Below are 24,392 nucleotides of genomic sequence, written 5' to 3' on the forward strand. Positions count from 1 at the left end.
CGCTATGCGTTGTCAGATTCTAGCTATATGTCTGAATCACGACAACGCATAATGTTAAAAACACATAACAATATGGATAGTAACAATGACGTCGCGGAAACCCATTGATGGCATGGCGCTCGGTATCATGGTGGTGTTTTGTTTCACCATGGGCCTGCAGCAAATCGCACTAAAGGCCACAGGCAATGACATCGCGCCCATTTTACAAATTGGTATGCGCTCTGGTATGGCGGCTGTCTTGGTAATGCTGTATGTGCTGCTGCGCGGTAAAAAGCTGGTGTTTTCTGATGGAAACTGGAAAGCCGGGCTTGCCGTAGGCACCTTGTTCGCGCTGGAATATCTGTTTCTCGGTGAAGCGTTGCGATATACCTCGGCGTCGCATGCGGTGATTTTCCTCTATACCTCGCCGGTGTTCAGCGCTCTGATCCTGCATTTTCTGATTGATTCTGAACGCCTGTCACCCGTGCAGTGGGCAGGAATTCTGCTCGCGTTTGCTGGTATCGCGGTAGCGTTTTTATGGCATTCAGGAGCTTCGGTATCGGCTCAACCTGATATGTTGTGGGGCGATTTTCTGGCACTGATGGCGGGTGTTTCATGGGGATTAACCACGGTGCTGATTCGCAGCTCGAAACTGGCCTACGTCTCTTCTGAGCAGACGCTGCTCTATCAACTGGTGGTGGCGTTTGTGATTCTGATTGGTGCGGCCATTTGGATGGATCAACTGACCATCAATCCAACGCCATTGGCGCTCGCCAGTGTTGCGTTTCAAACTTTGATCATCTCGTTTGGCGGCTTTCTGGTCTGGTTCTGGATGCTCAATACTTACATTGCCTCACGCCTTGGCGTGCTGTCGTTTATGACCCCGCTCTACGGCGTGGTATTAGGCGGCCTGATTCTGGGTGAAACGATTGAAGCAGGCTTCCTGTATGGCTCCGCCATGGTGATTGCAGGCATTGTGCTGGTCAGCGGCCATGGCTGGATCAAGCAGTTGCTGACGCGTCGTCGGGTCAGCCTCAACCCCACCGTCAAACCCGACTAACTGATTGAACGGCTCTTCCTTGTGATGAGCCGTTTTACTTCACACGCAATTCAGGCCACAGCGTCAGCCAGTGCTTGTTCGCAATTCGCCGCCGAAAGACCTCAGGCTGCGGGAAATCGGGATTCATGCTCACCCGTAACGACCAGTTTTCTTCCAGACCAAAGGGCGCAAAAAAGTGCAGGTGGTCATCGGCCTCCAGACGCACACCGACACACGTCTGCACTTCCACCCAACGGGCAATCCCATCGCCGCAACTGGCGTACGGTGCGTGACCATGTTTTAGGTGCATTCTTGCCTGATTACGTACTTCCCAGTGAATCTCTGGCACCAGATGACTGAGCCGATGTTGCCACTGCTGCTCGGTGTCCAGTGAGCAATCATCACGGTCAAAATAAACCACATCCACATCGTTGAGCGGCGTCATCTCACGTTTGTCATGCAGCGAATCCCAGATGGCGTTGCGCAGAAATCCGGCGCCGAGATAGCAATCGGGCATATTCAGCGATTGCATCGCACGCAGGCAGCGCATGCGCAAGTCGTCGTGGCGCAGCAGATTGTCGGTCAGAAGGAGATAATTCATCGGGTCACACCAGTGAAAACACAGGGTGACATTGTAAAACGACGTGGCAGGAAGCCAATGAAAAAAAGCCCTCAAATGAGGGCTTGGGCAGATGAATTACAGTGAGCGGGCAAACTTGGGCTGGCGCTGATCCAGACGATGGCTCAAGCGGGTAAGCAGCAGCGCACCGGCAACGATCAGCGCGCCGACCCACGGCGTGGTCATCAGTCCTGATTGTTTCACTACGATACTGCCACCCCATGAACCGAGCGCAATGCCGACGTTAAACGCGGCGATGTTCAGACCCGATGCCACATCAACCGCTTTCGGTGTGTAGTGTTCCGCCAGTTTGACCACATACACCTGCAAGCCCGGGACGTTACCGAATGCGAAGGCGCCCCAAATCAGGACCATCAGCACGGCGGCGACAGGGTGCGGCGCAGCAAAAGTGAACAGCAGCAGAATCAGGCTCAGGCCGGTGAAAATGATGGTCAGCGCGCGGGTTGGCCCATGTTTGTCGGCCAGTTTCCCGCCCCAAATGTTACCGACCGCCACAGAGACGCCGTACACCAGCATCAAAATACTGATGGTGGTTGAAGCAAAGCCAGACACGTTTTCCAGAATCGGTGCAATAAAGGTAAATGCGGTAAATGTGCCGCCGTAACCCAGCGCGGTGATAGCAAACACTAACAGCAGACGAGGCTGTGCCAGTACTTTAACCTGCTCAGACAATGAGGTTTGTGGGGGCTGTGGCAGATTGCCCGGTACCAAAAACGCACTGCCAATCAGGGCCAGCAGACCCAAAACGGCGACGATCAAAAAGGTGGTCTGCCAACCAAAAGTTTGGCCGATATAAGTCCCCAGCGGCACTCCTGTGACCAGTGCTACGGTCAGGCCGGTAAACATAATCGCGATCGCGCTGGCGGCTTTGTCTTTGGCGACCAGTCCGGTGGCGATAGTGGAACCGATGGAGAAGAACACCCCGTGCGCAAGGCCAGTCAGAATACGGGCCAGAATCAAGGTGGAATAACCCGGAGACTGCCAGGCCAGCAAGTTCCCCAAGACAAACAGCGCCATCACCGACAGCAGTACGCGTTTGCGATTCCAGCTACCGGTTAAGGCCGTCAGCACGGGCGCGCCGATGGCGACGCCCAACGCATACAGGCTGACCAGCAAGCCAGCAGAGGGCAGGGAGACGTTAAGATCATTGGCCATGGTCGGGATCAAACCGACGATGACAAATTCAGTGGTGCCGATGGCAAACGCACTGAGTGTAAGAGCAAATAGAGCGATAGGCATAGATTGATTTCCTTGTTTTACTTCACCGTGACAACGGGAAGTGGGCTGTACTATGCCGAGCATTATTGTTGAGCTTTTATTTGTGAAAAACGCTAGTATTAGCAAAACAATTTTGTAATTTTTGCAATAAATGGAGTGCGTATGCTGACTCGTTCGGACGATTTGGAAATTCTCATCACCGTGGTCGATAGCGGCAGCTTTTCACAGGCGGCTGAGGTGATGGATGTGCAGGTGGCGAAAGTGTCGCGCGCCGTTAGTCGGCTTGAGCAGCAACTGGGCATCACAATTTTAAACCGCACTACGCGGCGGCTGGAACTAACCGAAGAGGGTAAACGCTTTGTGGAATCGGTACGCTCCGGGCTGCAACATCTGCGCCAGGCGGAAGAAGACATTGTTTCGCGCGGCGAGTTACCCAAAGGCAAATTGCGCGTCGATGCAGCGAGCCCATTTATGCTGCATCAACTGGTGCCGTTGGTGCGTGAGTTTCATGCAGCGTATCCGGATATTGAGCTGGAACTGACCTCCAATGAAGGCTTTGTCGATTTGCTGGAAAAGCGTACCGATGTGGCGATTCGTATCGGAAAGCTCAGTGATTCAACCCTGCATGCCCGGCCGTTGGGTAAGAGCGCGCTGTATGTGGTGGCGTCACCGGATTATCTCGCCCGGCGCGGATTTCCAGCCTCGCCGCCAGAGCTGCATCACCACGATATTGTCGGTTTTACGTCGCCGCGCACGTTAAATATCTGGCCGCTGCATGGGGTTGAGTTCATTGAGCCGACCATCGCTTGCAGCAGTGGTGAAACGGTGCGTCAGTTAGTCATCGCGGGCAACGGTGTTGCTTGTCTGTCGGGCTTTATGGTCAAAGAGGACATCGCGGCTGGCCGTTTGGTCGCCCTGCTGGATTCGCACCGCAAGCTGCATTCCGACCGGGAACTGATCAACGCGGTGTACTACAAGTCATCCAATGTGGCGCGCCGTATTTCGGCCTTTATCGATTTCATCCAGCCTAAGTTCACTCTCTGAACCTCACTTTTGCAAAAAGCACAAAAATGTTTTGTCTTTTTGCCACTTAATTTGCTGCGGCGCGGCGGTTAGCATGGTTCCATCGCTGAGTGACTCTGCGTTCTTTGTGAACCAGAGGCTCTGGCCCGAAACATCAAGGGGAACCCTATGACCGACGCTCTATTTCAACCACTGCAAGTGGGCCGCTTTCGTTTGGCCAATCGTATTGTCATGCCGCCGATGACGCGTTCGCGTGCTTCGCAGCCGGGCGATGTTGCCAATGATTTGATGGCAACCTATTACGCCCAGCGAGCCAGCGCGGGCTTGATCATTGGTGAAGGCACGCAGATTTCACCGATGGGGAAAGGCTATGCCTGGACGCCGGGCATCTACAGTGACGAACAAATCGCCGGTTGGCGCAAGGTGACCGACGCCGTGCACGCCGAAGGCGGCCTGATGTTCGCGCAATTGTGGCATGTTGGCCGCGTGACGCACCCGGATAACATCGGTGGCGAGCAGCCGATTTCAGCGTCGGCCATCAAAGCGGAAAACGTCAAAGTGTTTATCGATAATGGCACCGATGCACCGGGATTTGTCGATGTGGTTAAGCCGCGTGAGATGACACACGATGACATCCAACACGTGGTGGCTCAGTTTGGTCAGGCGGCCAAAAATGCGTTGCTGGCGGGCTTTGACGGCATTGAACTGCACGCGGCGAACGGCTACCTGATCAACCAATTCATTGACTCACAATCGAACCATCGCACCGATGAATACGGCGGCAGCTTAACCAACCGCCTGCGCTTTTTAGACGAAGTGGTGACTGCGCTGTGTGACGCGATTGGCGCGGATCGCGTCGGCGTTCGACTGGCGCCCCTGACCACGCTTAATGGCACGGTGGATGACCACCCGGAAGAAACGTACGTGGCGGCAGCCAAACTGCTCAACCAACACGACATTGCCTATCTGCACATTGCTGAAGCCGACTGGGAAGATGCGCCGCTGATGCCACAAGACTTCAAACGTGCACTGCGCGATGTGTTCTCTGGTGCGCTCATTTATGCCGGCAAATACACCGCAGAACGCGCGGAACAAGCAGTGCAATCGGGCTTGGCTGATTTGATTGGCTTTGGTCGTCCGTTTGTCGCCAACCCAGATTTACCTTCACGCATTCAGTTGGGGCAGCCGTGGGCGAAACACGACCCAGACACCCTGTTTGGCGGCGCAGAGAAAGGGTTGACCGACTACCCAACCTACAGCGCCGCGTAACGCATACCAATAAAAATGAAGAGAAAGGAAAGTTAACCATGAAAATACCTCAGCTTGGCGCGGGGACCTTCCGCCTGAAAGGGGAAGACGCGTTTCATTCTGTGACTATGGCGCTTGAGGCGGGTTACCGCCACATCGATACCGCGCAGATCTACGGCAACGAAAAAGAAGTGGGTGAGGCGATCGCCGCTTCGGGTGTGGCACGCGATAAGCTGTTCTTGACCACCAAAATCTGGATGGACAAACTGAGCAAAGCGGCATTCTTGCCAAGCCTGAAACAAAGCCTGAGCGATTTGCAAACCGACTACGTGGATTTGTTGTTGATTCACTGGCCACTTAAAGACAACGCGGTAGCGATGGACGAGTATCTGCAATGTCTCAAAGAAGCGCAGGATCTTGGTTTGGCGAAACAGATTGGTGTGTCGAACTTTACGGTGGCGCAGATGCAACAGGCGATTGAGATTCTTGGCGAAGGCGTGATTTACACCAACCAGGTGGAAGTGCACCCTTACCTGCAAAACCGCGCAGTGGTGGAGTTTTGCCGCGCGCACAACATCATCGTGACCGGCTACATGCCGTTTGCTTACGGTGATGTGCTGAAAGATGTTGTGATTCAAGAGATTGCTGCCGCTCATCAAGCCACACCCGCGCAAGTGGTGTTGGCATGGATGGCGGCCAACGAGTTTGTCACCATTCCATCGTCCACCAAACGTGCCAATATCGAGAGCAATCTGGCGTACGTGAACGTGACGCTGAGTGACGATGACATGGCGCGCATCGCGACGCTGGATCGCAACCATCGATTGGCCAATCCGGACTTTGCACCTGAGTGGGATTAACTATTCATCATGAGTAGACAGCCCGGCTGATGCCGGGCTTTTTTATGCAGATTCGGAACCGATTGGACTTTTCAGATGTTGCAGCACTTGTGCCAGCGGCATCGGTTTAAAGTAAACAAACCCCTGAATCAAATAGACACCGCGCTGAGTCAGATACTCTACTTGTTTTTGTGTTTCCACGCCTTCGGCAATCACTTCAATGTCCGTTTCACGCGCAGAGGCGATGATGGAATCGAGAATATTACGTTTAACGTCGGTGGTTTCGATGGTATCGATGAACATCTTGTCGATTTTGATGCTGTCTATCTGCAGTTTTTGCAAATAGGAAAAGCCGCCATATCCGGTCCCAAAATCATCAATTTTGAACTGATAGCCGTGCTGAGTCAGGCGCTGAATCATGGCGTCGGCAAAATGCAGGTTTTTGATCGGTACACGTTCAGTAATTTCAAACTGGATTTGTCGAGGTCGAGGCCAGTTCAGCCTTTCCAGCAGGTTAAACAGAATCTCTGTTTCAACGTGTTCGGCGACCAGATTGATACTCACCCATTGCTCCATGTTCAGCCTGGTCATATCTCCCAACACTTTTTTCAGCAGTTGTTCAGTGATTGGGATAATCAACCCCGTGGTTTCTGCTACCTGAATGAATTGGCTGGGCGCAACCCATTCGTTACCTCGTTGCCAACGCAACAGCACCTCAAACCCGACAATACGGCCATCCCGACTATCGACAATCGGCTGATAAAAAGGAACAAACTCATTATCACGGATGGCGACCTCAATCAGTCCTTCAATTGAGTTGCGATAGTTACGCAGCATAAAATAACCAAAGCCAATCATGATGCCGAGTATCAGGCTGAGCGGGATGCCCCAAATAATTAGTTGCCTCAGCGCGTAGTGATGCAGTTTATCGCCGGCAGAGAGCGTTATCTGGCTGATGATCTGAGTATCGCTGCTCTGAATAGCGATGGAAATCCGCGATGCCTGTTTGGCGATATCAGGATCACCGCGTTTGATTTTCATGTGTTCCAAGGAAGAGTCGAGAAACTTAAAAGTCATGAAGAAGCAGTCGAGGCATGGCGTTTTGAGAATGTCCTGACCCCAGCCACCATAAAGTACCCAATAGACGGTATTGCCATTGTGTCGATAACTGACCAGCAGCTCGCTCTCGCTATGCTCATACTCCGGAGTGGTCGACATGTAGAAGCCAGTAGCGGGTATGCGAACGCCTTCCAATTCATTTTCAACCAGAGACATGCCAACGGTTGAACAGGTTTTTCCATCAGCCCCGATGATGCCGATGATGCGCACGAACTTGTTGTAATAGTTCGGGTTGCGCATCAGGCTCATATCGTCATCACTGCAATCAAAACGTAACTGTTCGGCTTGTTGCAGCATCATGTCGTTCAGCGCTGTGCTTCGGGTATCAAGGAACTGGCTGACTTCATCCATTTTATGGTTAAGCAGATAAAGGGAATACTGCCGTTCCAAAATTGGAATCGACAGAGAAAAGAGGGCAACGGGTAGTAAAACCAGCAGGACAACAATTTTCTTCGGCGTACGTAACATCCCTTTACCCATTTAATGAGTATTTAGTAGAGAGTAATCTATCACGCAAGAATATGCATATGTGAGACTCAAAGCGGATTAAGCAAAGAGTTTTCCCTTGATGGTGTGACATCAAGGGAAAAGTGTTATCCCCAGTTCAGTACTTGCCAGTGTGGCGGGCGGGAATGACGTGCCAGTTTCTCACATGGATTGACTAAATAGGCATAGTCCGCATGTTGGCACAGTGGCAGATCGTTAATCGAATCGGTGAAGAAATGCAGTTCACCCACGTGCTCGGGGTGAGTCAGCAGCCAGGTTTCAAGGCGCGTGACTTTGCCTTCACGATAACTCGGTACGCCGACAATCTCACTGGTGTAGCGGCCATCGCGTACCGCCATATCAATCCCCAACGCATGCTCGATGCCAATTTTGCGTGCCACGGCTTCGACCAGAAAACTGACGGAAGCGGAAATGATCAGCATGGTGATGCCATCATTTCCTAGCTGCTCGATCAGGGTGTTAGCCTGAGGAAACAGGCGCGGCAGTATTCGGCTGTCGACGCACTCTTCGATCAGCGCGTGCACTTGTTCGACTGACAGCGCAAACAGCGGCTGCATGACGTAATCGAGGTAGTCTTCCATGTCCATTTCGCCGCGGGCATACAGCGACATCAGGTAACGATCCTGCGTGAGAAAATCCGGGTCGGTGGCAATACCTTTGTCGACCAGAAATTCGTTCCAGATCATGGCGCAATCGCCGTCAATTAAGGTGTCGTCCATATCAAAGACGTACAGAGGCTGAGACATTTAGGCACTCACAGGTTGAATTTCATTAAGATTAAAACGTAGCTCCAGCGCACTGCCGCTTGGCAACAGACGTTCGGAGGAACGGTTCAGGGTATCGACCGTCAGTTCGCACTCATCCACCGCCACGTGATAACGAATCACGTTCCCCAGCAACTGATGGCTTTTGATCACCGCGCGCTGCGGAGCTGAGATGTGCGCGCCATAGTGACGGCCGTGCTCGGCGACATAAATCGACTCGGGACGAATCGCGACTTTCCACGGTGTGTCCAGATTAAACAGCGTTTTCGCCTGCGCGGCATCGACCAGATTGTAGTGACCCATAAAGCCGGCGACAAACTCGTTCGCGGGTTGAGTATAAATCGACTCCGGCGAGCCTTGCTGAACAATTTTTCCCTGATGCATCAAAAAGATACGATCTGACATCGTCATCGCTTCTTCTTGATCGTGGGTGACGAAAATCGTGGTCAGGTTGAGCTCTTTTTGAATGTCACGAATCTGCTGGCGCAGGTGTTTACGGATCTTGGCATCCAGCGCCGACAAGGGTTCATCGAGCAATAAAATCCGCGGTTTCACCACCAGCGCGCGCGCCAGGGCTACGCGCTGACGCTGGCCGCCGGACAACTGGTGCGGATAGCACTCTTCTTTGCCTTGCAATGCGACCAGCTCAATCACTTGGGCAACTTCACGGGCCATGGTGGCTTTATCGAGCCCTTGCATTTTGAGGCCAAAGCCGATGTTGCCCGCCACGGTCATGTTCGGAAACAGCGCATAGGATTGGAACACCATGCCAATGCCGCGCTTTTGTGGTGCGGCGTGGGTGATCTCTTCGCCGCCGACGATGATCGAACCGCTATCGACCGGATTGAGGCCGGCCAGGCTGCGCAGCAGGGTCGATTTCCCACAGCCGCTCGGGCCGAGTAGGGTAATGAATTCGCCTTGCTGAATGTCGAACTGAATCGACTCAAATACGGTATTGTCGCCAAAGCGTTTGGTGAGTTGCTGAACAGAAACGTAACTCATTGTTTTGCTCCCAATCGGCTTGCTAGCCAAGTACAGAAAAAGATAAAAAGGAAGTAAGTCATCACTAACGCGGACGTGAAATGGCCGCTGGTCTGGCGCATGTTGTAGAGATAAATTTGCAGCGTTTCATAGCGTGTGCCGACCAGAATATTGGCGAACACAAATTCGCCCAACAGGAATGAAAACGACAGAAACAGCGACGCCATCAGACCTTTGCGCACATTGGGTAACACGATTTGCAGAAAGGCTTGGGTCGTGCTCGCGCCGAGCAGGTGCGCCGCATCCATCAAATCGCGCAGGTTAATCGCCGAAAAACTGTTGGCCAGCGCGCGGTACATAAACGGCAGCGCGATGGTGAAGTAGGTGCCAATCAGAATCCACGGTGTGCCGACAATCGGCACGGCGCTGTCGGCGTAGAGCTGCAACAGGCCAACTGAGGAGACCACGGGCGGGACGGCGAACGGCAACAAGATCAGCAGGTTCATCACGCGGTCCAGCTTCGGAAAGTAGTAAAACACCACAAAAATCGCGGGCAGGATCAGCAGCGTGCTGAGCGCTAACGCGGCCACGCACACCAGCAGTGAGCGTCCGAAAGCTTCGATAAAACGCGTATCGCTGAGCAGTTTGAAATACCAGTCGAAGGTGAAGCCGTCTGGCAGGATGGTTGCGCCCCAGCGAGAGGAGAGCGAATACACCAGCGTGGCGATAATCGGCACCAACATAATGCCGACGATGCCGTACACCACGGTTTTGTGATAGAGGCTATGATTAGCGTTTTGCATGGTAACTCCTTGCAATCAGCCATTGGTTGATCAGCGTGATGAACGCCAGCAGCGCCATCAGCACGACTGAAATCGCCGCAGCAAGATTTGGTTCCAAAAACAGATCGCCTGACACCAGGCTGGCAATGCGCACAGTGATCACGTTGTAGTTACCGGAAGTGAGTGCGTACACACTGGCGTAAGCGCCCATGGCGTTGGCGATGAGAATAATAAAGGTGCCCAGCAGCGCCGGAGACAGCACGGGTAGCGCGATTTTGGCCCAATATTGCCAGGTTTTGGCGCCCAGCAGCGCGGCGGCGGCTTGCCAGTCGTCGCTCAACGCATCAAAGGCCGGGTAGAGGAGTAACACCGCCAGCGGGATCTGAAAATAGATGTAAATCGCCATCAGCCCGGATTTGCCGTACAGGTTGAAATCGTCAATCAGGCCGTACTGTTTGAGCAGCAACGTCAGTGCGCCGTTGGTGCCGAGAATGATGATGAAGGCAAACGCCAGCGGCACGCCCGCGAAGTTACTGCTCATGTTGGTAAAGGCAATCACTGCATCGCGCAGGCGGCCACTGACGCGGCGTAGCGAACTGACCAGCAGCGCCGCAATCGCCAGCCCGACCAGACTCGACCAGACCGAGAGCCACAAACTGTTGCCAAAGCCTTGCTGAATAAAGCTGGAATCGAGGATTTCGCGGTAATTGTCCAGCGACCATTCATCGTCGACCTTAAAGCTGTTGACGCCAACCCAGACCATCGGTGCCAGTTGAAACAGATAGAAAAACAGCGCAAATGGCGAGAGCCACGCCAGCGGCTTAAAACGCTGCCAAGCGTTGCGCGGCTGCGATGCCGCGGTGGCGCCTTGACTGGTGGCGCGCGAAGAAAGGGTGGAACTGCTCATAATGCTAATACCTGCTGGGCAACGGGCTTGTCGTGTTCAAGGCGCAGCAATTCACACACCGTGCCGCAAATCTCAGTTTGCGCGAGGGTGGCGTCGACGTGATGGGAAAAGTGTTCGCCGATGACAAACAGCGGCACCTGACGCTCTTCAGCGAGAATTCCGCCGTGTGACAGGTCGTTATTCATGCCGTGATCGCTGGTCACCATCACCTGATAGCCATCATCAATCCAGCCTTGCAGATAGTTGGCGAGAATGACGTCGGCATGGCGGGCGCTGTTGCGATACTGACGTGAATCGAGGCCAAATTTGTGTCCGGCATCATCGATGTTCATCGGATGAATCAGCAGAAAGTCCGGCTGATGACGCAGGCGCAGATGCTCAGCATCAAGAAACAGCGCTTCATCCGGATAATGGTCCCAGTGGTAAAAGCAGCCGTGCTGAATGTTGAGTGATTCATCATGGGTAAAGCGGTCACGCACGGCATCAAAAGGCGCGCGGTTATACAGTTCACTGACCCAGTGATACGCAGCCGCGGCGGTGGTCTTACCCTGCGATTTGGCGAGGCTGAAAATCGAGTCGAAATGCGACAGGCGCACAATCTGGTTGTTGACGATGCCGCTGTCGACCGGGCGAATCCCTGTCAACAGGCACTCGTAGAGTGGGCGTGACATCGAAGGCAATTCACATTGCAGGGAGTAAAGTGTTGCTCTTTGCTGCTCAATTAAACCGTTGAGATAGCCCATGCAATCACGGGCTACCTGATAATTGAGTCCATCAAGAACAACAAGGATCACCTTATTGTTCATGGTCACCTCTTACTGCTGGTGGATTAGGACGTTTTCTTGCCACTGACGCGGCAGTTTGCGGGCGGATTTTTCCCAGGCATTGAAGTCAGTGACCGGGTGGACATTCTGGTACTGATCGTTCGACAGCAGTTTCGCTTTGATCGATTCCGGCAGCTCAATGTTGCTGCGAATCGGACGTGCGTAACCTTGTGCCAGGTTGATTTGGCCTTGGTCGCTGAAGATGTACTCACGCGCCAGCTTGGCCGCATTCGGGTTCTTCGCGTATTTATTGATGATGGTGGTGTAGCCCGAAATCACCGAACCGTCTTGCGGAATGGTGACCGTAAAGCGGCTGCGATCAATCTGGTCGCGGTAGTTCAGCGCGTTAAAGTCCCACATAATTGCGACTTCCACTTCGCCTTTTTCCAGATTGGCCAGGCTTGGGTCGGTGAACGACAGGCGGCCTTTTTTCGCCAGTTTCGAGAAGAAATCCAGCGCAGGTTTCAGGTTGCTTTCATCACCGCCGTTGGCAAATGCGGCCGCGAGTACCGCGTTATTGGCCTGAGCCGCGACACCGACATCACCCACGGTCACTTTGTATTGGCCGTTGAGCAGATCAGCCCAAGACGTTGGGGCTTGCTTGACCAGATTGTTGTTGGTGATAAACGCAATCGTGCCGGTGTAAGCAAGTGCCCAGTGACCATCTTTATCTTTGGCCCAGTTTGGAATGTCGCCCCACGTGGTCGGTTTATAAGGCTGAGTGACGCCCTTTTTCACCGCAACGCGGGCAAACGCAAAGCCGACATCACCGATATCGGCGGTCGCGTTTTTCTTTTCCGCTTCGAACTTGGCAATTTCCTGCGCTGAACTCATGTCGGTGTCCTGATGGTTCAGGCCGTAATGGGTGTTCAGGTCGTTCCAGGTGTCTTTCCAGTTTGCCCAACTTCCCGGCATACCGACGCTGTAAACAGCGCCTTCTTTTTTGGCGGCATCGATCAGCGATTGAATGTCGCCGTCTTTGGCTAAAGCGGGCATCGCGAGCGTGGTCGCAATCAGTGTTGCACTGGTCAGTAACGTTTTCATTGTCTCCATCCTTCTGGACTAGGTCAGTAAGTTTGTTTTTTATCCTAGGCAGCGAATGTGACGTTTTGGCTCAAGAAATATGACGCTTTTTCGTTAGTTTTATGGCAGTTATGTTTCAGTTGTCTTTAATTAACAGAGGGTTAGCTGTAATAAATTTGTTATGTGCGTTGATTAGTCTGAAAAAAGAGAGACCTTATTGGACTAGATCAGGATGAAGCTACAGGCGACGACCCAACTGGGAAAAATAAAATCCACCCTGCGTGAGCAGATTTGCGGCGGCATCATGAACGACAGGCAGAAGCTGCCATCCGAGCGTGAATTGAGTGAGCTGTTCGAAACCACGCGCATTACCATCAAGGACGCGTTGGTATCGCTCGAAACAGAAGGACTGATTTATCGCGAAGAGCGCCGCGGCTGGTTTGTGTCGCCGGAACGGGTGCGTTACAACCCGCTGTCGCGTTCGCATTTCCATCAGATGGTGCGCGAGCAGGATCGCATTGCGGAAACCAAAGTGCTGAATGTACGAAGCGTAATGGCCTCGCGTGATTACGCCAAAGCGATGCAGATCGAACGCATTACGCCGATTCATATTATTGAACGCCTGCGCTATATCGACGGGCGCGCGGTGTTGTTTGTCGAAAACTGCCTGATTGCGAACCTGTTTCCCAATATTCTGCATGAAAATCTGCAAGGTTCACTGACGGGTCTGTACGCGGAAAAATATGGTTACCGCACCCAGCGTTCGCGCTTTGAAGTGATTCCGACCGCCGCGCCATCGCATGTGGCGAAGGCGCTCAATCTCGCCACGGGGCAACCGGTGCTGAAAATCTGCCGGGTGAACTACAAACAGGACGGGGCGATCATGGACTGTGAATTTGAATACTGGCGACCCGATTCCGTGGTGATCACTATCGACAGTTGTGGCGACTGAGCGCCGCCAATCAATCGGGGTTAACGGTTCGCTTTAAGTTCATCCAATACGTGGCTGAGTGATGGGCGGATGCTGTGACCCAGAGCCACCACATCGTCACTTGGCGTGACCAAATCCGGAATCTGATAGGTGATCATCTTGGCCGCCATCGCTGATTTGACGCCATTATTGGAATCTTCAAACGCCAGGCAGTGCTCTGGTTCGACGTTCAGGCGATTGGCCGCCAGCAGAAAAATTTCCGGATGCGGTTTGCCCTGACTGACTTCACAGCCTGTGGCGAATGAATCGAAGTAATGATCAATGCCAGCCAGACGCAATTTGACGCTGGCGACGTCGCGCTGGCTTGATGTTGCAACCGCCGTAGGGATCTGATGCGTTTTCAGCCATTGCAGCAACTCAATCACACCCTGTTTGACCGGGATTGGCTGATGTTTTACCACCGCGTTGTAGCGCGTGCGCCATTCATTGTGCAGCACCGGATAATCGAGATCAGGCCCGTAGCCTGCGCGCAAAGAGGCTTCAATGCCTGCGGCATTACGGCCAATCACCGATAAATACAGGTCACGCAAAAACGGAACGCCAACGGCGTGACAGGCTTGTTCAAAAATCTCTAAACAGACGCGCTCGGTATCGAGCAGCAGTCCATCCATATCGAAAATAGCAGCTTGGAAATTCATCGGTTCAACGGTATTGGGTGGCGAATATGCTGATCATTGTCACATAAACGGCGCGGTGGCGACCAATGTTTTCTGCCCGAATGGGACGGCAGAGGTTCCGTGATTTCGGCGATTCACTGAGCAAAAATCAATCCTTTGTAAAATCAGCAAATTAGCAGCGAGAGTTTGCGGATCTTGAGTTATGCTTAAATGAGTCGTTGTGCACAGGCAAAAACTTGAGTCAGAGGTGAGGTTACGTTGAAATCGGCTTGGATCCGGCAATGGATGCCGGGATTGTATCAGTTTAAACACTATGAACGCGCTTGGCTGGTTGACGACATGCGAGCGGCATTTTCCGTGGTTGCGGTGGCGCTGCCCGTGGCGATCGCGTATGCGCAGTTGACCGGGGTATCAGCGATCGTCGGGCTGTATTCGTGTGTGGCTCCGATGTTGATATATGCACTGTTCGGGACTTCACGCCAATTGATCGTCGGCCCTGATGCAGCCACTTGTGCCGTGGTTGCGGCGGTGGTGACTCCGCTGGCGGGAGGCGACCCGACCAAACACTGGCAATTAGTTATGACCATGACCGCGATGATGGGCATGTGGTGCATTCTCGCCAGTAAGTTTCGTCTTGGCATTCTGGCTGATTTTCTCTCTCGTCCGATTCTGATGGGGCTGCTCAATGGTGTCGCGCTGACCATCATCGTTGGCCAGTTGAGTAAAGTATTTGGCGTGAAATATGAGCAGCGTTATCTGCTGGAACGACTGGCAGAAGCGCCGCAGCGTCTGTTTGACGTGCATTGGCAAACCGTGGTGGTCAGTTTGCTGACGGTCGTGGTGTATTTTGTTGCCAAGCGTTTTCGCCCCTCTTGGCCAGCGGCGATGCTGGCGATCATTGCGGCTGGCGTGTTGGTGTGGGCTACCCAGTTGGATGGTCAGGGGGTCAGTGTTGTCGGCTTGATCCAAGGCGGATTGCCAGCATTCCAGACGCCAATGTTTGACATCGGTATCAGCCGTGAATTGGTGGTGCCTGCTCTCAACCTGGCGATGGTGAGCTTTGTCAGCATGATGCTCACCGCGCGCAGCTTTGCGGCCAAAAATGGCTACGATATCGACGCTGACAAAGAGTTCCGCGCACTGGGTTTTGCCAACTTAGCCTCCGCCTTTTCTCAGGGTTTTGCGATCAGTGGCGCCGACTCGCGCACTGCGGTAAACGATGCGAATGGTGGTAAATCGCAACTGGTGTCGGTGATTGCCGCAGTCGTGATTGGCGTGGTGGCGATTTTCCTCTACCGCCCATTGCAGTACATTCCTACTGCAGCTTTGGGGGTAGTGCTGATCATCGCCTCGACGTCATTGTTGGATCTGAAAGGACTGTGGGGCCTGAAAAAGCGCGATAAAGATGCGTTTTATCTGGCGGGGGTGACGTTTATTGCCGTGCTGATCGTCGGAGTGATTCCTGGTATCACACTGGCCGTGTTGCTGGGTTTGTTCCAGTTTCTGCGTGTGGTGATGAGACCGAGCGATCAGCGTCTGGGCTTGGATGAGGACGGCACCATTCGCACGATTGACGGTTCAGGTAAAGCGTCACCCATTCCTGGGCTGATGTTGTATCGTTTTAACTCGCCGCTGACTTACTTCAACGCGCCGTATTTCAAACGTCGTCTGTTGGAGCAGGTCGAAACCAGTGATTCGGAAGTGAACTGTGTGATCATCGATGCGGTAGCGAGCTTTACTCACCTTGATTTGAGTGTGATGGCGATGTTGGGGGATGTGCAGAATATTCTGAAGAAACGCGGTGTCCGCCTGATCCTTGCCGGGCGTAAACGTAGCATGCGTCAGTGGTGTGAGCTGAGTGGCGTGCCTGTCGGCGATGGTGGTTTGGTATTGCGTGCCGATATGTATCTGGCGATCAAACTCAGCGGTTGTTACCAACAAGCGGTGGAAGAGGGGCAGGTGCCTCCGGTGCAGAAAGAGCCAGAGGTCGATGCACCACCGAAACCCGTGCCCGAAGTGGCCTAATACGAGAAATAGAAAGCCTGCCAATTGGCAGGCTTTGTTTTATCTGCAAAGTCTTGCGCTTCAGGCGCTGAGTTCGGCTTCGATTCGGTTCGCTTTCTGATAAGCAGTTAGTGTGGACAGACCTGACAGATACGCCTTGATGTTCGGGAAATGATCCAGCATGCCACTGGTTTGCACGCCCTCGGCGATGAACGACATCATGATGTCTGCGCCACTGAGTTTGTCGGCGACCAAGTAGTTTTTGCCTTCGAGCTGTGCGTTGACATAACCCAGTACTTTGGCGGCTTCATTGTTGGCATAACCTTCCAAAAACTGCGTTTTGGCCCCGTCTTTGGCCAAGAACAATTTTAGCAGCAGCGGCAGGATACCCGAGCTTTCAGCAAAATGTAACCATTGCAGATAGTCGATGTAGTCGGCGCTGTCACGCGCTGGAGCGAGACGCTGTGGCGCAAAGCGTTCAATCAAGTATTCGGTGATGGCGCCTGATTCGGCAATCACGCGTCCGTCGATTTCAATCACCGGTGATTTCCCCAGAGGGTGCACCGCTTTCAACTCCGGTGGCGCCAGAAAGGTCAACGAATCTCGTTGGTAAGGAACGATTTGATACTCGACTTCCAGTTCTTCCAGCAACCAGATGATGCGTTTGGAACGTGAGCGATTGAGATGGTGCAATGTGATCATCATGCTCTCCTGTTTACAGCGGCTTGTTCACTGCAATAACCAGTTTGCCGAAGTTTTTCCCTTCCAGCAGACCAATCAGTTGCGAAGGTGCATTCTCCAGCCCTTGCTCAATTTGTTCGCGGTACTGCACTTTGCCTTCGGCAACCCATTGGTTCATGTCTTTGGCGAATTCGCCATAGCGGTGACCGTAATCGTCAAAAATAATAAAGCCTTGCATACGAATGCGTTTCGTCAGGATGAGGCCTGCCAGCAGAGACAAACGATCCGGACCGTCTGGCAGTGATGTGGCGTTGTATTGAGAAATCAGGCCACACACTGGAATACGTGCGCCGGTGTTAAGCAGCGGCATCACCGCATCAAACACTTTGCCACCGACGTTTTCGTAGTAAACGTCAATGCCTTTAGGACAGGCTTTGGCGAGTTGCTCGGCAAAATCGTCCGCTTTGTGATCGATACAGGCATCAAAACCCAGTACTTCGACGGCGTGACGACATTTTTCTTCACCGCCAGCAATACCCACCACCCGGCACTGCTTGATTTTACCAATTTGACCCACAGTCGCTCCCACCGGGCCCGTTGCCGAAGCAACCACAATGGTTTCCCCAGCTTTTGGCGCGCCAATATCCAACAGACCCATGTAAGCGGTAAAGCCAGGCATACCCAGCACGCCCAGTGCGTAGGAAGGATGGCTAGGGTCCATCCCCAGTTTCAGCAGACCTTGGCCATTTGAAACGGAGTAGCTCTGCCAGCCAGTCGTATATGACAGCACCCATTCGCCGACCGCGAACTCCGGGTTGTGTGATTCTTCAACCTGACACACGGTGCCACCGACCATGACGTCATCAATGGCGACAGGCGCTGCGTAAGATTCGGCTGCGCTCATGCGACCGCGCATATAGGGATCGAGCGACAGGTAAATAGTACGCAGCAGCACTTCGCCTGCTTGCGGTGTCGGTTTCTCAACGGTTTCCAGACGGAAGTTTTGTTCAGTGGGGGCACCTGTTGGGCGAGATGCCAGAACAATGCGTCGATTCATTGAATCAGTCATGTGATATCCTTCTTGATTAGACCAGTCGTCTAGTGTTCGTTGCAAAAAATCCGCTATCGAGATAGCGGCATTGATTGTTGTGTATCAGTTGAGCTTGTTGCCTTTCAGCAGCTGCTCTGTAGCCAGTAACGCTTGTTGCAGGCTAATGTCATCTTGGCGAATTTTGTTCAGCAAGCTTGCCCCAATCCACAGATTGTAGAGCAACTCTGATGTTTGCTGGCTGTTTTGTACGTGCAGTTCACCACTTTGGATCCCTTGCTCAATACAATCGGCTACCCGGGCAGTGATTTTATTGGTGCCTTTGAGCAGCGCCAGGCGCATAGGTTCTGACAAGTCGGAGACTTCACCAGCGAGTTTGACCACCAGACATTTTCCGGCTGAACAACTGCAACTGTTTTGCTCCGTCCAGTAATGCCAGTAACGCATCAATTTTTGATAGTGGGAGCCGTCACTGCCGTTGAACAGAGCATCGAGTTTGTCGAGATAATGGGCAAAGTAGGCTTCAATCAGTGCCTCGCCAAATTGCTCTTTGGACTTGAAATAATGATAAAACGAGCCTTTGGGCACATCGGCGCTTTTCAGCAGTTCCGATAAGCCGACACTGGTAAATCCTCGGTTCACCACCAATTGGTAACCGACTTCCAGAATATGTTGACGTGTATCTTGAGTTTTTGCGTTCATGGGATGAAATATAGTGATAATTAGACCAGTCGTCTAGTCTTTGTTGTAGCGAAATGATGGTTGCGAGTGTAACACCCTGAAACCCGGGGGAAAAAGATCGGTTTGTATTGTGGTTGGAATGTCCCGGCAGCCACAGTGGTTGTCGGGACTCGGTGTTTGAATGGCGCGCAATTAAAACGCCGGGTCGACCTGAAAAGTCATGCGCTGCTTGGTGTAAGGGTGATCAAAGCTGAGACTTTCCGCATGTAGGTGCAGGCGATCGGCTTTCTCACCATAGAGATCATCACCCAGAATCGGCGTATTGAAACCTTGCTCATGGGCGCAATGCACTCGCAACTGATGAGTGCGCCCTGTCTTAGGATGCAGATAAACTCGCGTACGCCCTTGTTCGGTACGGATCGTCTGCCAGTCAGTTTCGGCGGCTTTGCCGTGCTCAAAACAGACCATCTGACGTGGACGATCGTCTAAGTCTGGACGCAGCGGCAGGGTAATACTGCCTTCCCCGAGGGGGATTTCACCACTCAGCAGCGCCACATAGCGCTTCTCTACACCGCGAGTAATAAACTGCTTTTGTAGGCTTTTATTTGCGCGACGAGTGAGAGCGAAGACCAATAACCCCGAAGTCGACATATCCAGACGATGCAACACAAACGGACCTTCTGCATCGGGAAATTGCTGTTCCAATCGCGTCAAGGCAGAGTCTTTAACGTTCACACCGGGCACGGAGAGAAACTCGGCTGGTTTGTTGATCACCACAATCGCTTCATCCTGATACACAATCTCGATCTCTTTACCTTCTGCCGGGTTTTCCAGCAACGGATTGTCGTCGAGTACCATACCACTCAGCATATGGCCAAGGATCGGATGACACTTATTTTGGCAGGCCGGATAGAATTTCTTGTGCTGGCGAATTTCTGATTTGGGAGAACGCCCCCACCAGAATTCCGCCATCGCGATCGGTGTCAGTTGATGCGTAAACGCGTATTGCAGCAGTTTAGGTGCTGCGCATTCCCCTGAGCCTGCGGGTGGGATCGGATTGGCCGCGAGTGAGAAAATGTCATTCAGCGACTGCACATCACCGCGTTTGTTTAAGAAACTATATTGGGCAAACAGCTTTTTCTGCAGCGCCGCCGAGAGCTGTTTACGCTGCTCCTGCAACGTATGAAGTTCGGCGTTTTGTGCCGCTAACTCATCCTGTAAGGCGCGAATACGTTGTTCCCACAGAAGTTTTAACTGTTTGAGCTGATTTTTCTCGGCCACACTCTCTTTCGCCAAGCGTTCCAGCAGTGCATGCTGATCATCTGCGTTGGCTTCGGCGCGTAACTGCTTACGCTTTGCTCGAGTCTCGATCATCTGCAGGCGCAGCGCTTCAATCTCCGACTCTGCTTGCTGTTGGTGCGCAGAAATCGCGCTGCGCAGCGTGTCTGCCTGGGTGTTTTGCTTCAACTCTCGCACTTGTTGATTGATGGCGGCAATCTGGTTGGCTTCGGTGCGAAAGAAAGCGTCGTCGGCAAAGCGATCAAATACCGGCGGCACAAAGCCTGGTAGATGGTTTTGCTCGGCCAGTTGGCCGGAAAAAGCAGAGAGATAACCCAGCTGCCCAGCGCTGTTTTTGACGACCAGTACGCCGAACATCTTGCCGCTAGCGCCCGCTTCATCGTCTTCAAGACCGAACGGATGTGACCACTCTTGCTGGGTGCGGATATGCTGCTGCAGTTCATCGGCAGCAATCACACACAGAGCATGCGGCTCGTAACAAAACGGAAAGGTAAAACGGTCCGGCAGAGCAATAGCGGAAACGTCGGCCTTAAAAGGTGTAAAGCAGCGGTCAGAGTGTGGCATAACAAAACAATCGCGTGGAATAGACGGCCTGAATTGTACTGAGCTGCCTTAGAAAAGCCAGCCCGGAATCAACATGGACTATTTCGGCTCGCGGGCAACAAACACCAGCAATATGCCACCCAGAATCATCAGGCTCACCAGTATCAGACGCAGAGTGAGGGTTTCATTGAGCAGCAGGCTGCCGCCAGCTAACGCGATAGCAGGAACCGACAGTTGTGCGACCGATGCTTGCAGAATGGTTAAGCGGCTGATGACCTGATACCAGAGAATGTAACCCGCGGCGGATGCGAGACTGCCCGACAACAGCGCAAGAATTACGCCGCGTGTAGAGATGGAATCCTGATGAATCATCCAGGGAGAGACGAGTATACACAGCAGACTTGCCGCCCAGAATCCCTGGGCGATCGCGTTGGTCGGATTGCCGCTGTTGCGCCCAAGCAGGGTAAACGCAGCCCAAGCGAGTCCCGATACGACCATCAACAGTGCAGATATCCAATCGGGTTGTTCAGCACTTGGCAGCATCAAATAGATAAAGCCGGCGATGGAAATCGCCAGCCCCAGCCATTCTAATGCTCGGATCTTGTTGCCTTGCCAACAGTGCGCAGCGAGCAGTGACAGTTGCACGGTACCGAAAAGCAGTAATGCGCCAGTGCCAGCCGATAATGTCAGATAAGCGATGGAGAAACAGAGCGCATAGGTAAACAGAGCCGCCCCGGCTTTGAAGGCGAACGGCAGCGAATAGCGACGATGTTCGCGGCGCACGACGATGGCATGCAAGACCACCAACGTGATTCCACCCGAGATTAATCTCAGTGCCGTGAACGATCCGGCGTCAATGGCGTGTTCTTGCAACGCCAGCCGACAAAGAATGGAATTGGCCGCAAAGGCGATCATAGTGATGGCGGTAAGCAGGGCTGGATGCACATGTAATCCTTTATGTGTTTGTTTTATAACCTCACCTACATTTAAGGCGAAAAAGCATAATGGAACAAATGTGTTTTACTTTGATATTCAAACTAATTATTATTTAGAAAATTTGATAATCAAAGTATTTATTATGCAATCACCAAGTTGTCCTCAGTCTCATACCTTTTCTTATGCGAACGAAAAAGGTGAAAAGCGCACGCTGTATGTATTGTTGTTAACGCTGATCACCATGGCGGTCGAGATCAGTGCGGGCTCTATTTACGGATCTATGGCGTTGCTGGCTGATGGCTGGCACATGGGCACTCATGCCGCGGCATTCTGTATCACGCTGTTCACGTTTCGTTACGCACGTAAACATCAGGACTCACGTCAGTACACGTTTGGGACTGGCAAAGTTGGCGTGTTGGGCGGCTACACCAGCGCAATTGGCCTGGGATTAGTGGCGTTATTTATGTTTGGCGAATCTCTGCATCGTCTGTTCAATCCGTTGTCAATCCAATTTAATGAAGCGATTTTAGTGGCTGTGATTGGCTTGATTGTGAATGTTGTCAGTATGTTTTTATTGCACGACCATCACGACCATCACGACCATCACGACCATCACGACCATCATCATGAACACGGCCATGCTCATGAGCACCATCATGATCACAATCTCACAGCAGCGTATATGCATGTTCTGGCTGACGCACTGACGTCGTTGCTGGCCATTGCAGCATTGATTGTGGGCAAATATCTGGGTTGGGTATGGTTGGATCCAATCATGGGTATTGTGGGGGCGTTGGTGATCACCAAGTGGGCGATTGGTTTGATGAAACAGACGGCGCCAATATTGCTGGATGCACATATTGGCCGTGATTATGAGCAAAAAATTCTGACCAGGCTGGCGCAGAGTGGTGCCGATGTGATGGACATCCATATGTGGAAAGTGAGTTCCAGTCATTACGCCGCGACGATTCGACTTAAAGCTGAAGCTGAGAAAGATGCTGAGTACTTTAGACAGCAACTGACCGAGTTTGATAAACTGCACCACCTCACACTAGAGGTGAATACCAAGTAAAGGCAAACACATGCAACATCTGACTGAACTCAACAATCTGATCACCGAGTTTTACGACAAAATGTCCTCTTGGGAACTGTCAGTGGTCAAAGAAACCGGTTATTCACTGGCGCAGATCCACACGTTGGAGGTGTTGGGCAGTCATGGTGCGATGCGCATGAAAGAGCTGGCCAATCGCTTAAGTATCACGACGGGCACACTGACCGTTCAGGTTGAAAAACTGGTGCAGGCGGGGTTGATTGAACGTCAGTCGTTGGAAGGCGACCGACGTTCTATTGTGGTTGATTTAACTGATCAAGGGCAAAGTGTTTACCGCGAGCACAATGCGCTGCATATCGCGCTTACGCAGGATTTGACCCGCCACTTTACCGAACAGCAGCATCAGGCTCTGGTGCAAATGCTGACTCAAATGAACAAAGAGTTCTGATCGTACCTCACAACATCGGCACGGTGGACAGCAGGAGCAAGCCGCCCATCGAACCGTTAAACCAACGCACATACTTCGGATGTGTCATCCAATGGCTGAGCTGTTTTCCTGCAGCCGTCCACACGCTGACGGACGGAATGTTCACTGCCGCGAACACCAACGCAATCAACAGTAATTGAGCCCAACTTGCACTTTGGTTATAAACACTGACTGCCGTTAACGCCATTGACCAACCTTTGGGATTGACCCACTGAAACATGGCTGCTGAAAGAAACGACATCGGCTTATATTGATGGTTTTTATTTGCTGGCGTGCTGCGAGCAATTTTTATCGCCAGATAGACCAGATAAACCAGACATGCCACGTGCAGGATCTGCTGCAGCACTGGGTAGGCTTGAAACAATCCCGTCAGGCCAACGCCCACTAACAGCACCATGACACTAAACCCAAACGTAACGCCCAACATATGGGGAATCGTACGCCAGAAGCCTACATTGGCACCGGACGTCATGAGCATGATGTTATTCGGGCCTGGGGTAAAGGTTGATACAAAAGCGAAAGCCACCAGCGGGCCCCATTGACTGTAATCCATACAAAGTTACTCATTCATCATCAAAACATATGAAAAATAGTAATGGTAGCTGAGCGCAATTTTGTGCTTATATTTGTGTGTTATTGAAGTTTTTAGCAATGGATGGTGGCAATGGATAAGTTTGACGAAAGAATATTGCGTGAGTTGCAGCAAGACGGCCGAATCTCCAATGTAGAGTTGGCGGAACGGGTGGGTTTGTCGCCATCAGCCACGCTGCGTCGAGTTCAGGAGCTGGAACGTAAGAAGGTCATCAAAGGTTATCGTGCGGTGTTGGATAAACCTCAACTGAATGTTGGGTTTATTGCCTACGTTTCAATTGGTTTGAACAGCCATACTAAAAAGTCGCAACTGAGTTTTGAAGATCATGTGCGCTTTGCAGATGAAGTCGTGGAATGCCATAACATTACCGGAATGAATGAATATCTGCTTCGGGTTGAAACAAAGGACCTCTCGGCTTATAAACGTTTTCATGCTGATGTATTAGGAGAATGTCTACAAGTGCAATCGATTACAACCATGGTGGTTATGGATTCACCCAAAGATGAACGGCAATAATATTAGGAAAATATATTTTAGAAATATCAAACAATAATATTCAACTAGATGAA

Annotated in this window: 25 protein-coding genes; 9 read left to right on the plus strand and 16 right to left on the minus strand. The window is 52.2% G+C overall.

Annotated features, from left to right (window positions below):
- The first annotated feature begins 85 nt into the window (after nucleotides 1–85).
- The gene (locus tag JIG40_RS13365) at nucleotides 86–1,039 is read left to right on the plus strand and encodes a DMT family transporter (protein ID WP_158143587.1); all 954 of its coding nucleotides are present in this window, start codon (nucleotides 86–88) and stop codon (nucleotides 1,037–1,039) included.
- 34 nt (nucleotides 1,040–1,073) lie between these two features.
- Here JIG40_RS13365 and JIG40_RS13370 read toward each other — a convergent pair whose 3' ends face one another.
- The gene (locus JIG40_RS13370) at nucleotides 1,074–1,619 is read right to left on the minus strand and encodes a nucleotidyltransferase family protein (RefSeq protein WP_199465477.1); all 546 of its coding nucleotides are present in this window, start codon (nucleotides 1,617–1,619) and stop codon (nucleotides 1,074–1,076) included.
- A 96-nt stretch (nucleotides 1,620–1,715) separates the two neighbouring features.
- Nucleotides 1,716–2,897, minus strand: coding sequence for an MFS transporter (locus JIG40_RS13375; protein WP_020329703.1), 1,182 nt, complete (start codon nucleotides 2,895–2,897; stop codon nucleotides 1,716–1,718).
- 141 nt (nucleotides 2,898–3,038) lie between these two features.
- On the opposite strand from JIG40_RS13375, the gene JIG40_RS13380 reads away from it, so the two are divergent.
- From JIG40_RS13380 to dkgB, 3 genes are all read left to right on the plus strand, one after another.
- Nucleotides 3,039–3,920 carry a LysR family transcriptional regulator gene (locus JIG40_RS13380; protein WP_199465478.1) on the plus strand — a complete coding sequence of 294 codons (882 nt, stop codon included), beginning with the start codon at nucleotides 3,039–3,041 and terminating at the stop codon, nucleotides 3,918–3,920.
- A gap of 147 nt (nucleotides 3,921–4,067) precedes the next feature.
- Nucleotides 4,068–5,168 (plus strand): alkene reductase, encoded by a 1,101-nt coding sequence (locus JIG40_RS13385; protein ID WP_055452307.1) that lies wholly within the window; start codon nucleotides 4,068–4,070, stop codon nucleotides 5,166–5,168.
- 38 nt (nucleotides 5,169–5,206) lie between these two features.
- Nucleotides 5,207–6,007 (plus strand): 2,5-didehydrogluconate reductase DkgB, encoded by an 801-nt coding sequence (gene dkgB, locus JIG40_RS13390; RefSeq protein ID WP_172571514.1) that lies wholly within the window; start codon nucleotides 5,207–5,209, stop codon nucleotides 6,005–6,007.
- A gap of 42 nt (nucleotides 6,008–6,049) precedes the next feature.
- Here the strand turns inward: dkgB and JIG40_RS13395 are convergent, their stop codons facing one another.
- The 7 genes from JIG40_RS13395 to JIG40_RS13425 form a co-directional block, all read right to left on the minus strand.
- Nucleotides 6,050–7,573 (minus strand): EAL domain-containing protein, encoded by a 1,524-nt coding sequence (locus tag JIG40_RS13395; RefSeq protein WP_199465479.1) that lies wholly within the window; start codon nucleotides 7,571–7,573, stop codon nucleotides 6,050–6,052.
- Nucleotides 7,574–7,698: 125 nt separating this feature from the next.
- Nucleotides 7,699–8,358, minus strand: a complete 660-nt coding sequence (locus JIG40_RS13400) for an HAD family hydrolase (RefSeq protein ID WP_199465480.1) — start codon at nucleotides 8,356–8,358, stop codon at nucleotides 7,699–7,701.
- Nucleotides 8,359–9,378: an ABC transporter ATP-binding protein gene (locus JIG40_RS13405; protein ID WP_020329709.1), complete on the minus strand. Its 1,020-nt coding sequence runs from the start codon at nucleotides 9,376–9,378 to the stop codon at nucleotides 8,359–8,361.
- The gene (locus tag JIG40_RS13410) at nucleotides 9,375–10,160 is read right to left on the minus strand and encodes an ABC transporter permease (protein WP_158152456.1); all 786 of its coding nucleotides are present in this window, start codon (nucleotides 10,158–10,160) and stop codon (nucleotides 9,375–9,377) included. Before JIG40_RS13410 ends, JIG40_RS13405 begins: the two co-directional genes overlap by 4 nt.
- Nucleotides 10,147–11,046 carry an ABC transporter permease subunit gene (locus JIG40_RS13415; protein WP_199465481.1) on the minus strand — a complete coding sequence of 300 codons (900 nt, stop codon included), beginning with the start codon at nucleotides 11,044–11,046 and terminating at the stop codon, nucleotides 10,147–10,149. Before JIG40_RS13415 ends, JIG40_RS13410 begins: the two co-directional genes overlap by 14 nt.
- Entirely contained in the window at nucleotides 11,043–11,852 is an 810-nt protein-coding gene (locus JIG40_RS13420; RefSeq protein WP_024374436.1) for an alkaline phosphatase family protein, read from the minus strand. Before JIG40_RS13420 ends, JIG40_RS13415 begins: the two co-directional genes overlap by 4 nt.
- Nucleotides 11,853–11,861: 9 nt before the next feature.
- Nucleotides 11,862–12,914, minus strand: coding sequence for an ABC transporter substrate-binding protein (locus JIG40_RS13425; protein ID WP_199465482.1), 1,053 nt, complete (start codon nucleotides 12,912–12,914; stop codon nucleotides 11,862–11,864).
- Between the two features lie 211 nt (nucleotides 12,915–13,125).
- Here JIG40_RS13425 and JIG40_RS13430 point away from each other — a divergent pair, with 211 nt between their 5' ends.
- Nucleotides 13,126–13,845: a UTRA domain-containing protein gene (locus JIG40_RS13430; RefSeq protein ID WP_024374614.1), complete on the plus strand. Its 720-nt coding sequence runs from the start codon at nucleotides 13,126–13,128 to the stop codon at nucleotides 13,843–13,845.
- Nucleotides 13,846–13,865: 20 nt separating this feature from the next.
- On the opposite strand, the gene JIG40_RS13435 is transcribed toward JIG40_RS13430, so the two are convergent.
- Nucleotides 13,866–14,522 carry an HAD family phosphatase gene (locus JIG40_RS13435; protein ID WP_199465483.1) on the minus strand — a complete coding sequence of 219 codons (657 nt, stop codon included), beginning with the start codon at nucleotides 14,520–14,522 and terminating at the stop codon, nucleotides 13,866–13,868.
- Between the two features lie 264 nt (nucleotides 14,523–14,786).
- On the opposite strand from JIG40_RS13435, the gene JIG40_RS13440 reads away from it, so the two are divergent.
- Entirely contained in the window at nucleotides 14,787–16,526 is a 1,740-nt protein-coding gene (locus tag JIG40_RS13440) for a SulP family inorganic anion transporter (RefSeq protein WP_020329716.1), read from the plus strand.
- A 60-nt stretch (nucleotides 16,527–16,586) separates the two neighbouring features.
- Here the strand turns inward: JIG40_RS13440 and JIG40_RS13445 are convergent, their stop codons facing one another.
- The 5 genes from JIG40_RS13445 to JIG40_RS13465 form a co-directional block, all read right to left on the minus strand.
- Complete coding sequence (locus JIG40_RS13445) at nucleotides 16,587–17,207, minus strand: glutathione S-transferase (RefSeq protein ID WP_199465484.1); 621 nt, start codon at nucleotides 17,205–17,207, stop codon at nucleotides 16,587–16,589.
- A 13-nt stretch (nucleotides 17,208–17,220) separates the two neighbouring features.
- Nucleotides 17,221–18,255 carry an NADP-dependent oxidoreductase gene (locus tag JIG40_RS13450; protein ID WP_199465485.1) on the minus strand — a complete coding sequence of 345 codons (1,035 nt, stop codon included), beginning with the start codon at nucleotides 18,253–18,255 and terminating at the stop codon, nucleotides 17,221–17,223.
- Between the two features lie 84 nt (nucleotides 18,256–18,339).
- Complete coding sequence (locus JIG40_RS13455; protein ID WP_020329719.1) at nucleotides 18,340–18,936, minus strand: TetR/AcrR family transcriptional regulator; 597 nt, start codon at nucleotides 18,934–18,936, stop codon at nucleotides 18,340–18,342.
- Nucleotides 18,937–19,107: 171 nt separating this feature from the next.
- Nucleotides 19,108–20,778, minus strand: coding sequence for an RluA family pseudouridine synthase (locus JIG40_RS13460; protein ID WP_199465486.1), 1,671 nt, complete (start codon nucleotides 20,776–20,778; stop codon nucleotides 19,108–19,110).
- 78 nt (nucleotides 20,779–20,856) lie between these two features.
- Nucleotides 20,857–21,702, minus strand: coding sequence for a DMT family transporter (locus tag JIG40_RS13465; RefSeq protein ID WP_024374620.1), 846 nt, complete (start codon nucleotides 21,700–21,702; stop codon nucleotides 20,857–20,859).
- 133 nt (nucleotides 21,703–21,835) lie between these two features.
- Between JIG40_RS13465 and dmeF the strand changes: the two genes are divergently transcribed.
- A complete protein-coding gene (gene dmeF, locus JIG40_RS13470; protein ID WP_199251587.1) occupies nucleotides 21,836–22,765 on the plus strand; it encodes a CDF family Co(II)/Ni(II) efflux transporter DmeF in 930 nt (309 codons plus the stop codon).
- A 10-nt stretch (nucleotides 22,766–22,775) separates the two neighbouring features.
- A complete protein-coding gene (locus tag JIG40_RS13475) occupies nucleotides 22,776–23,192 on the plus strand; it encodes a MarR family transcriptional regulator (RefSeq protein ID WP_024374622.1) in 417 nt (138 codons plus the stop codon).
- Nucleotides 23,193–23,199: 7 nt separating this feature from the next.
- On the opposite strand, the gene JIG40_RS13480 is transcribed toward JIG40_RS13475, so the two are convergent.
- Nucleotides 23,200–23,784 (minus strand): LysE family translocator, encoded by a 585-nt coding sequence (locus JIG40_RS13480; protein WP_020329724.1) that lies wholly within the window; start codon nucleotides 23,782–23,784, stop codon nucleotides 23,200–23,202.
- A 111-nt stretch (nucleotides 23,785–23,895) separates the two neighbouring features.
- On the opposite strand from JIG40_RS13480, the gene JIG40_RS13485 reads away from it, so the two are divergent.
- Nucleotides 23,896–24,339 (plus strand): Lrp/AsnC family transcriptional regulator, encoded by a 444-nt coding sequence (locus JIG40_RS13485; RefSeq protein ID WP_020329725.1) that lies wholly within the window; start codon nucleotides 23,896–23,898, stop codon nucleotides 24,337–24,339.
- The last annotated feature ends 53 nt before the right edge of the window (nucleotides 24,340–24,392 follow it).

The sequence above is a fragment of the Vibrio sp. bablab_jr001 genome, from assembly GCF_016464285.1.
GTDB classification, from domain to species: domain Bacteria; phylum Pseudomonadota; class Gammaproteobacteria; order Enterobacterales; family Vibrionaceae; genus Vibrio; species Vibrio fluvialis.

Bases quoted from the DNA above. Each gene is read 5' to 3' on its own strand.
- JIG40_RS13365 (WP_158143587.1), top strand. From the start codon at position 86: ATGACGTCGCGGAAACCCATTGATGGCATGGCGCTCGGTATCATGGTG.
- JIG40_RS13370 (WP_199465477.1), bottom strand. From the start codon at position 1,619: ATGAATTATCTCCTTCTGACCGACAATCTGCTGCGCCACGACGACTTG.
- JIG40_RS13375 (WP_020329703.1), bottom strand. From the start codon at position 2,897: ATGCCTATCGCTCTATTTGCTCTTACACTCAGTGCGTTTGCCATCGGC.
- JIG40_RS13380 (WP_199465478.1), top strand. From the start codon at position 3,039: ATGCTGACTCGTTCGGACGATTTGGAAATTCTCATCACCGTGGTCGAT.
- JIG40_RS13385 (WP_055452307.1), top strand. From the start codon at position 4,068: ATGACCGACGCTCTATTTCAACCACTGCAAGTGGGCCGCTTTCGTTTG.
- dkgB (WP_172571514.1), top strand. From the start codon at position 5,207: ATGAAAATACCTCAGCTTGGCGCGGGGACCTTCCGCCTGAAAGGGGAA.
- JIG40_RS13395 (WP_199465479.1), bottom strand. From the start codon at position 7,573: ATGTTACGTACGCCGAAGAAAATTGTTGTCCTGCTGGTTTTACTACCC.
- JIG40_RS13400 (WP_199465480.1), bottom strand. From the start codon at position 8,358: ATGTCTCAGCCTCTGTACGTCTTTGATATGGACGACACCTTAATTGAC.
- JIG40_RS13405 (WP_020329709.1), bottom strand. From the start codon at position 9,378: ATGAGTTACGTTTCTGTTCAGCAACTCACCAAACGCTTTGGCGACAAT.
- JIG40_RS13410 (WP_158152456.1), bottom strand. From the start codon at position 10,160: ATGCAAAACGCTAATCATAGCCTCTATCACAAAACCGTGGTGTACGGC.
- JIG40_RS13415 (WP_199465481.1), bottom strand. From the start codon at position 11,046: ATGAGCAGTTCCACCCTTTCTTCGCGCGCCACCAGTCAAGGCGCCACC.
- JIG40_RS13420 (WP_024374436.1), bottom strand. From the start codon at position 11,852: ATGAACAATAAGGTGATCCTTGTTGTTCTTGATGGACTCAATTATCAG.
- JIG40_RS13425 (WP_199465482.1), bottom strand. From the start codon at position 12,914: ATGAAAACGTTACTGACCAGTGCAACACTGATTGCGACCACGCTCGCG.
- JIG40_RS13430 (WP_024374614.1), top strand. From the start codon at position 13,126: ATGAAGCTACAGGCGACGACCCAACTGGGAAAAATAAAATCCACCCTG.
- JIG40_RS13435 (WP_199465483.1), bottom strand. From the start codon at position 14,522: ATGAATTTCCAAGCTGCTATTTTCGATATGGATGGACTGCTGCTCGAT.
- JIG40_RS13440 (WP_020329716.1), top strand. From the start codon at position 14,787: ATGCCGGGATTGTATCAGTTTAAACACTATGAACGCGCTTGGCTGGTT.
- JIG40_RS13445 (WP_199465484.1), bottom strand. From the start codon at position 17,207: ATGATCACATTGCACCATCTCAATCGCTCACGTTCCAAACGCATCATC.
- JIG40_RS13450 (WP_199465485.1), bottom strand. From the start codon at position 18,255: ATGACTGATTCAATGAATCGACGCATTGTTCTGGCATCTCGCCCAACA.
- JIG40_RS13455 (WP_020329719.1), bottom strand. From the start codon at position 18,936: ATGAACGCAAAAACTCAAGATACACGTCAACATATTCTGGAAGTCGGT.
- JIG40_RS13460 (WP_199465486.1), bottom strand. From the start codon at position 20,778: ATGCCACACTCTGACCGCTGCTTTACACCTTTTAAGGCCGACGTTTCC.
- dmeF (WP_199251587.1), top strand. From the start codon at position 21,836: ATGCAATCACCAAGTTGTCCTCAGTCTCATACCTTTTCTTATGCGAAC.
- JIG40_RS13475 (WP_024374622.1), top strand. From the start codon at position 22,776: ATGCAACATCTGACTGAACTCAACAATCTGATCACCGAGTTTTACGAC.
- JIG40_RS13480 (WP_020329724.1), bottom strand. From the start codon at position 23,784: ATGGATTACAGTCAATGGGGCCCGCTGGTGGCTTTCGCTTTTGTATCA.
- JIG40_RS13485 (WP_020329725.1), top strand. From the start codon at position 23,896: ATGGATAAGTTTGACGAAAGAATATTGCGTGAGTTGCAGCAAGACGGC.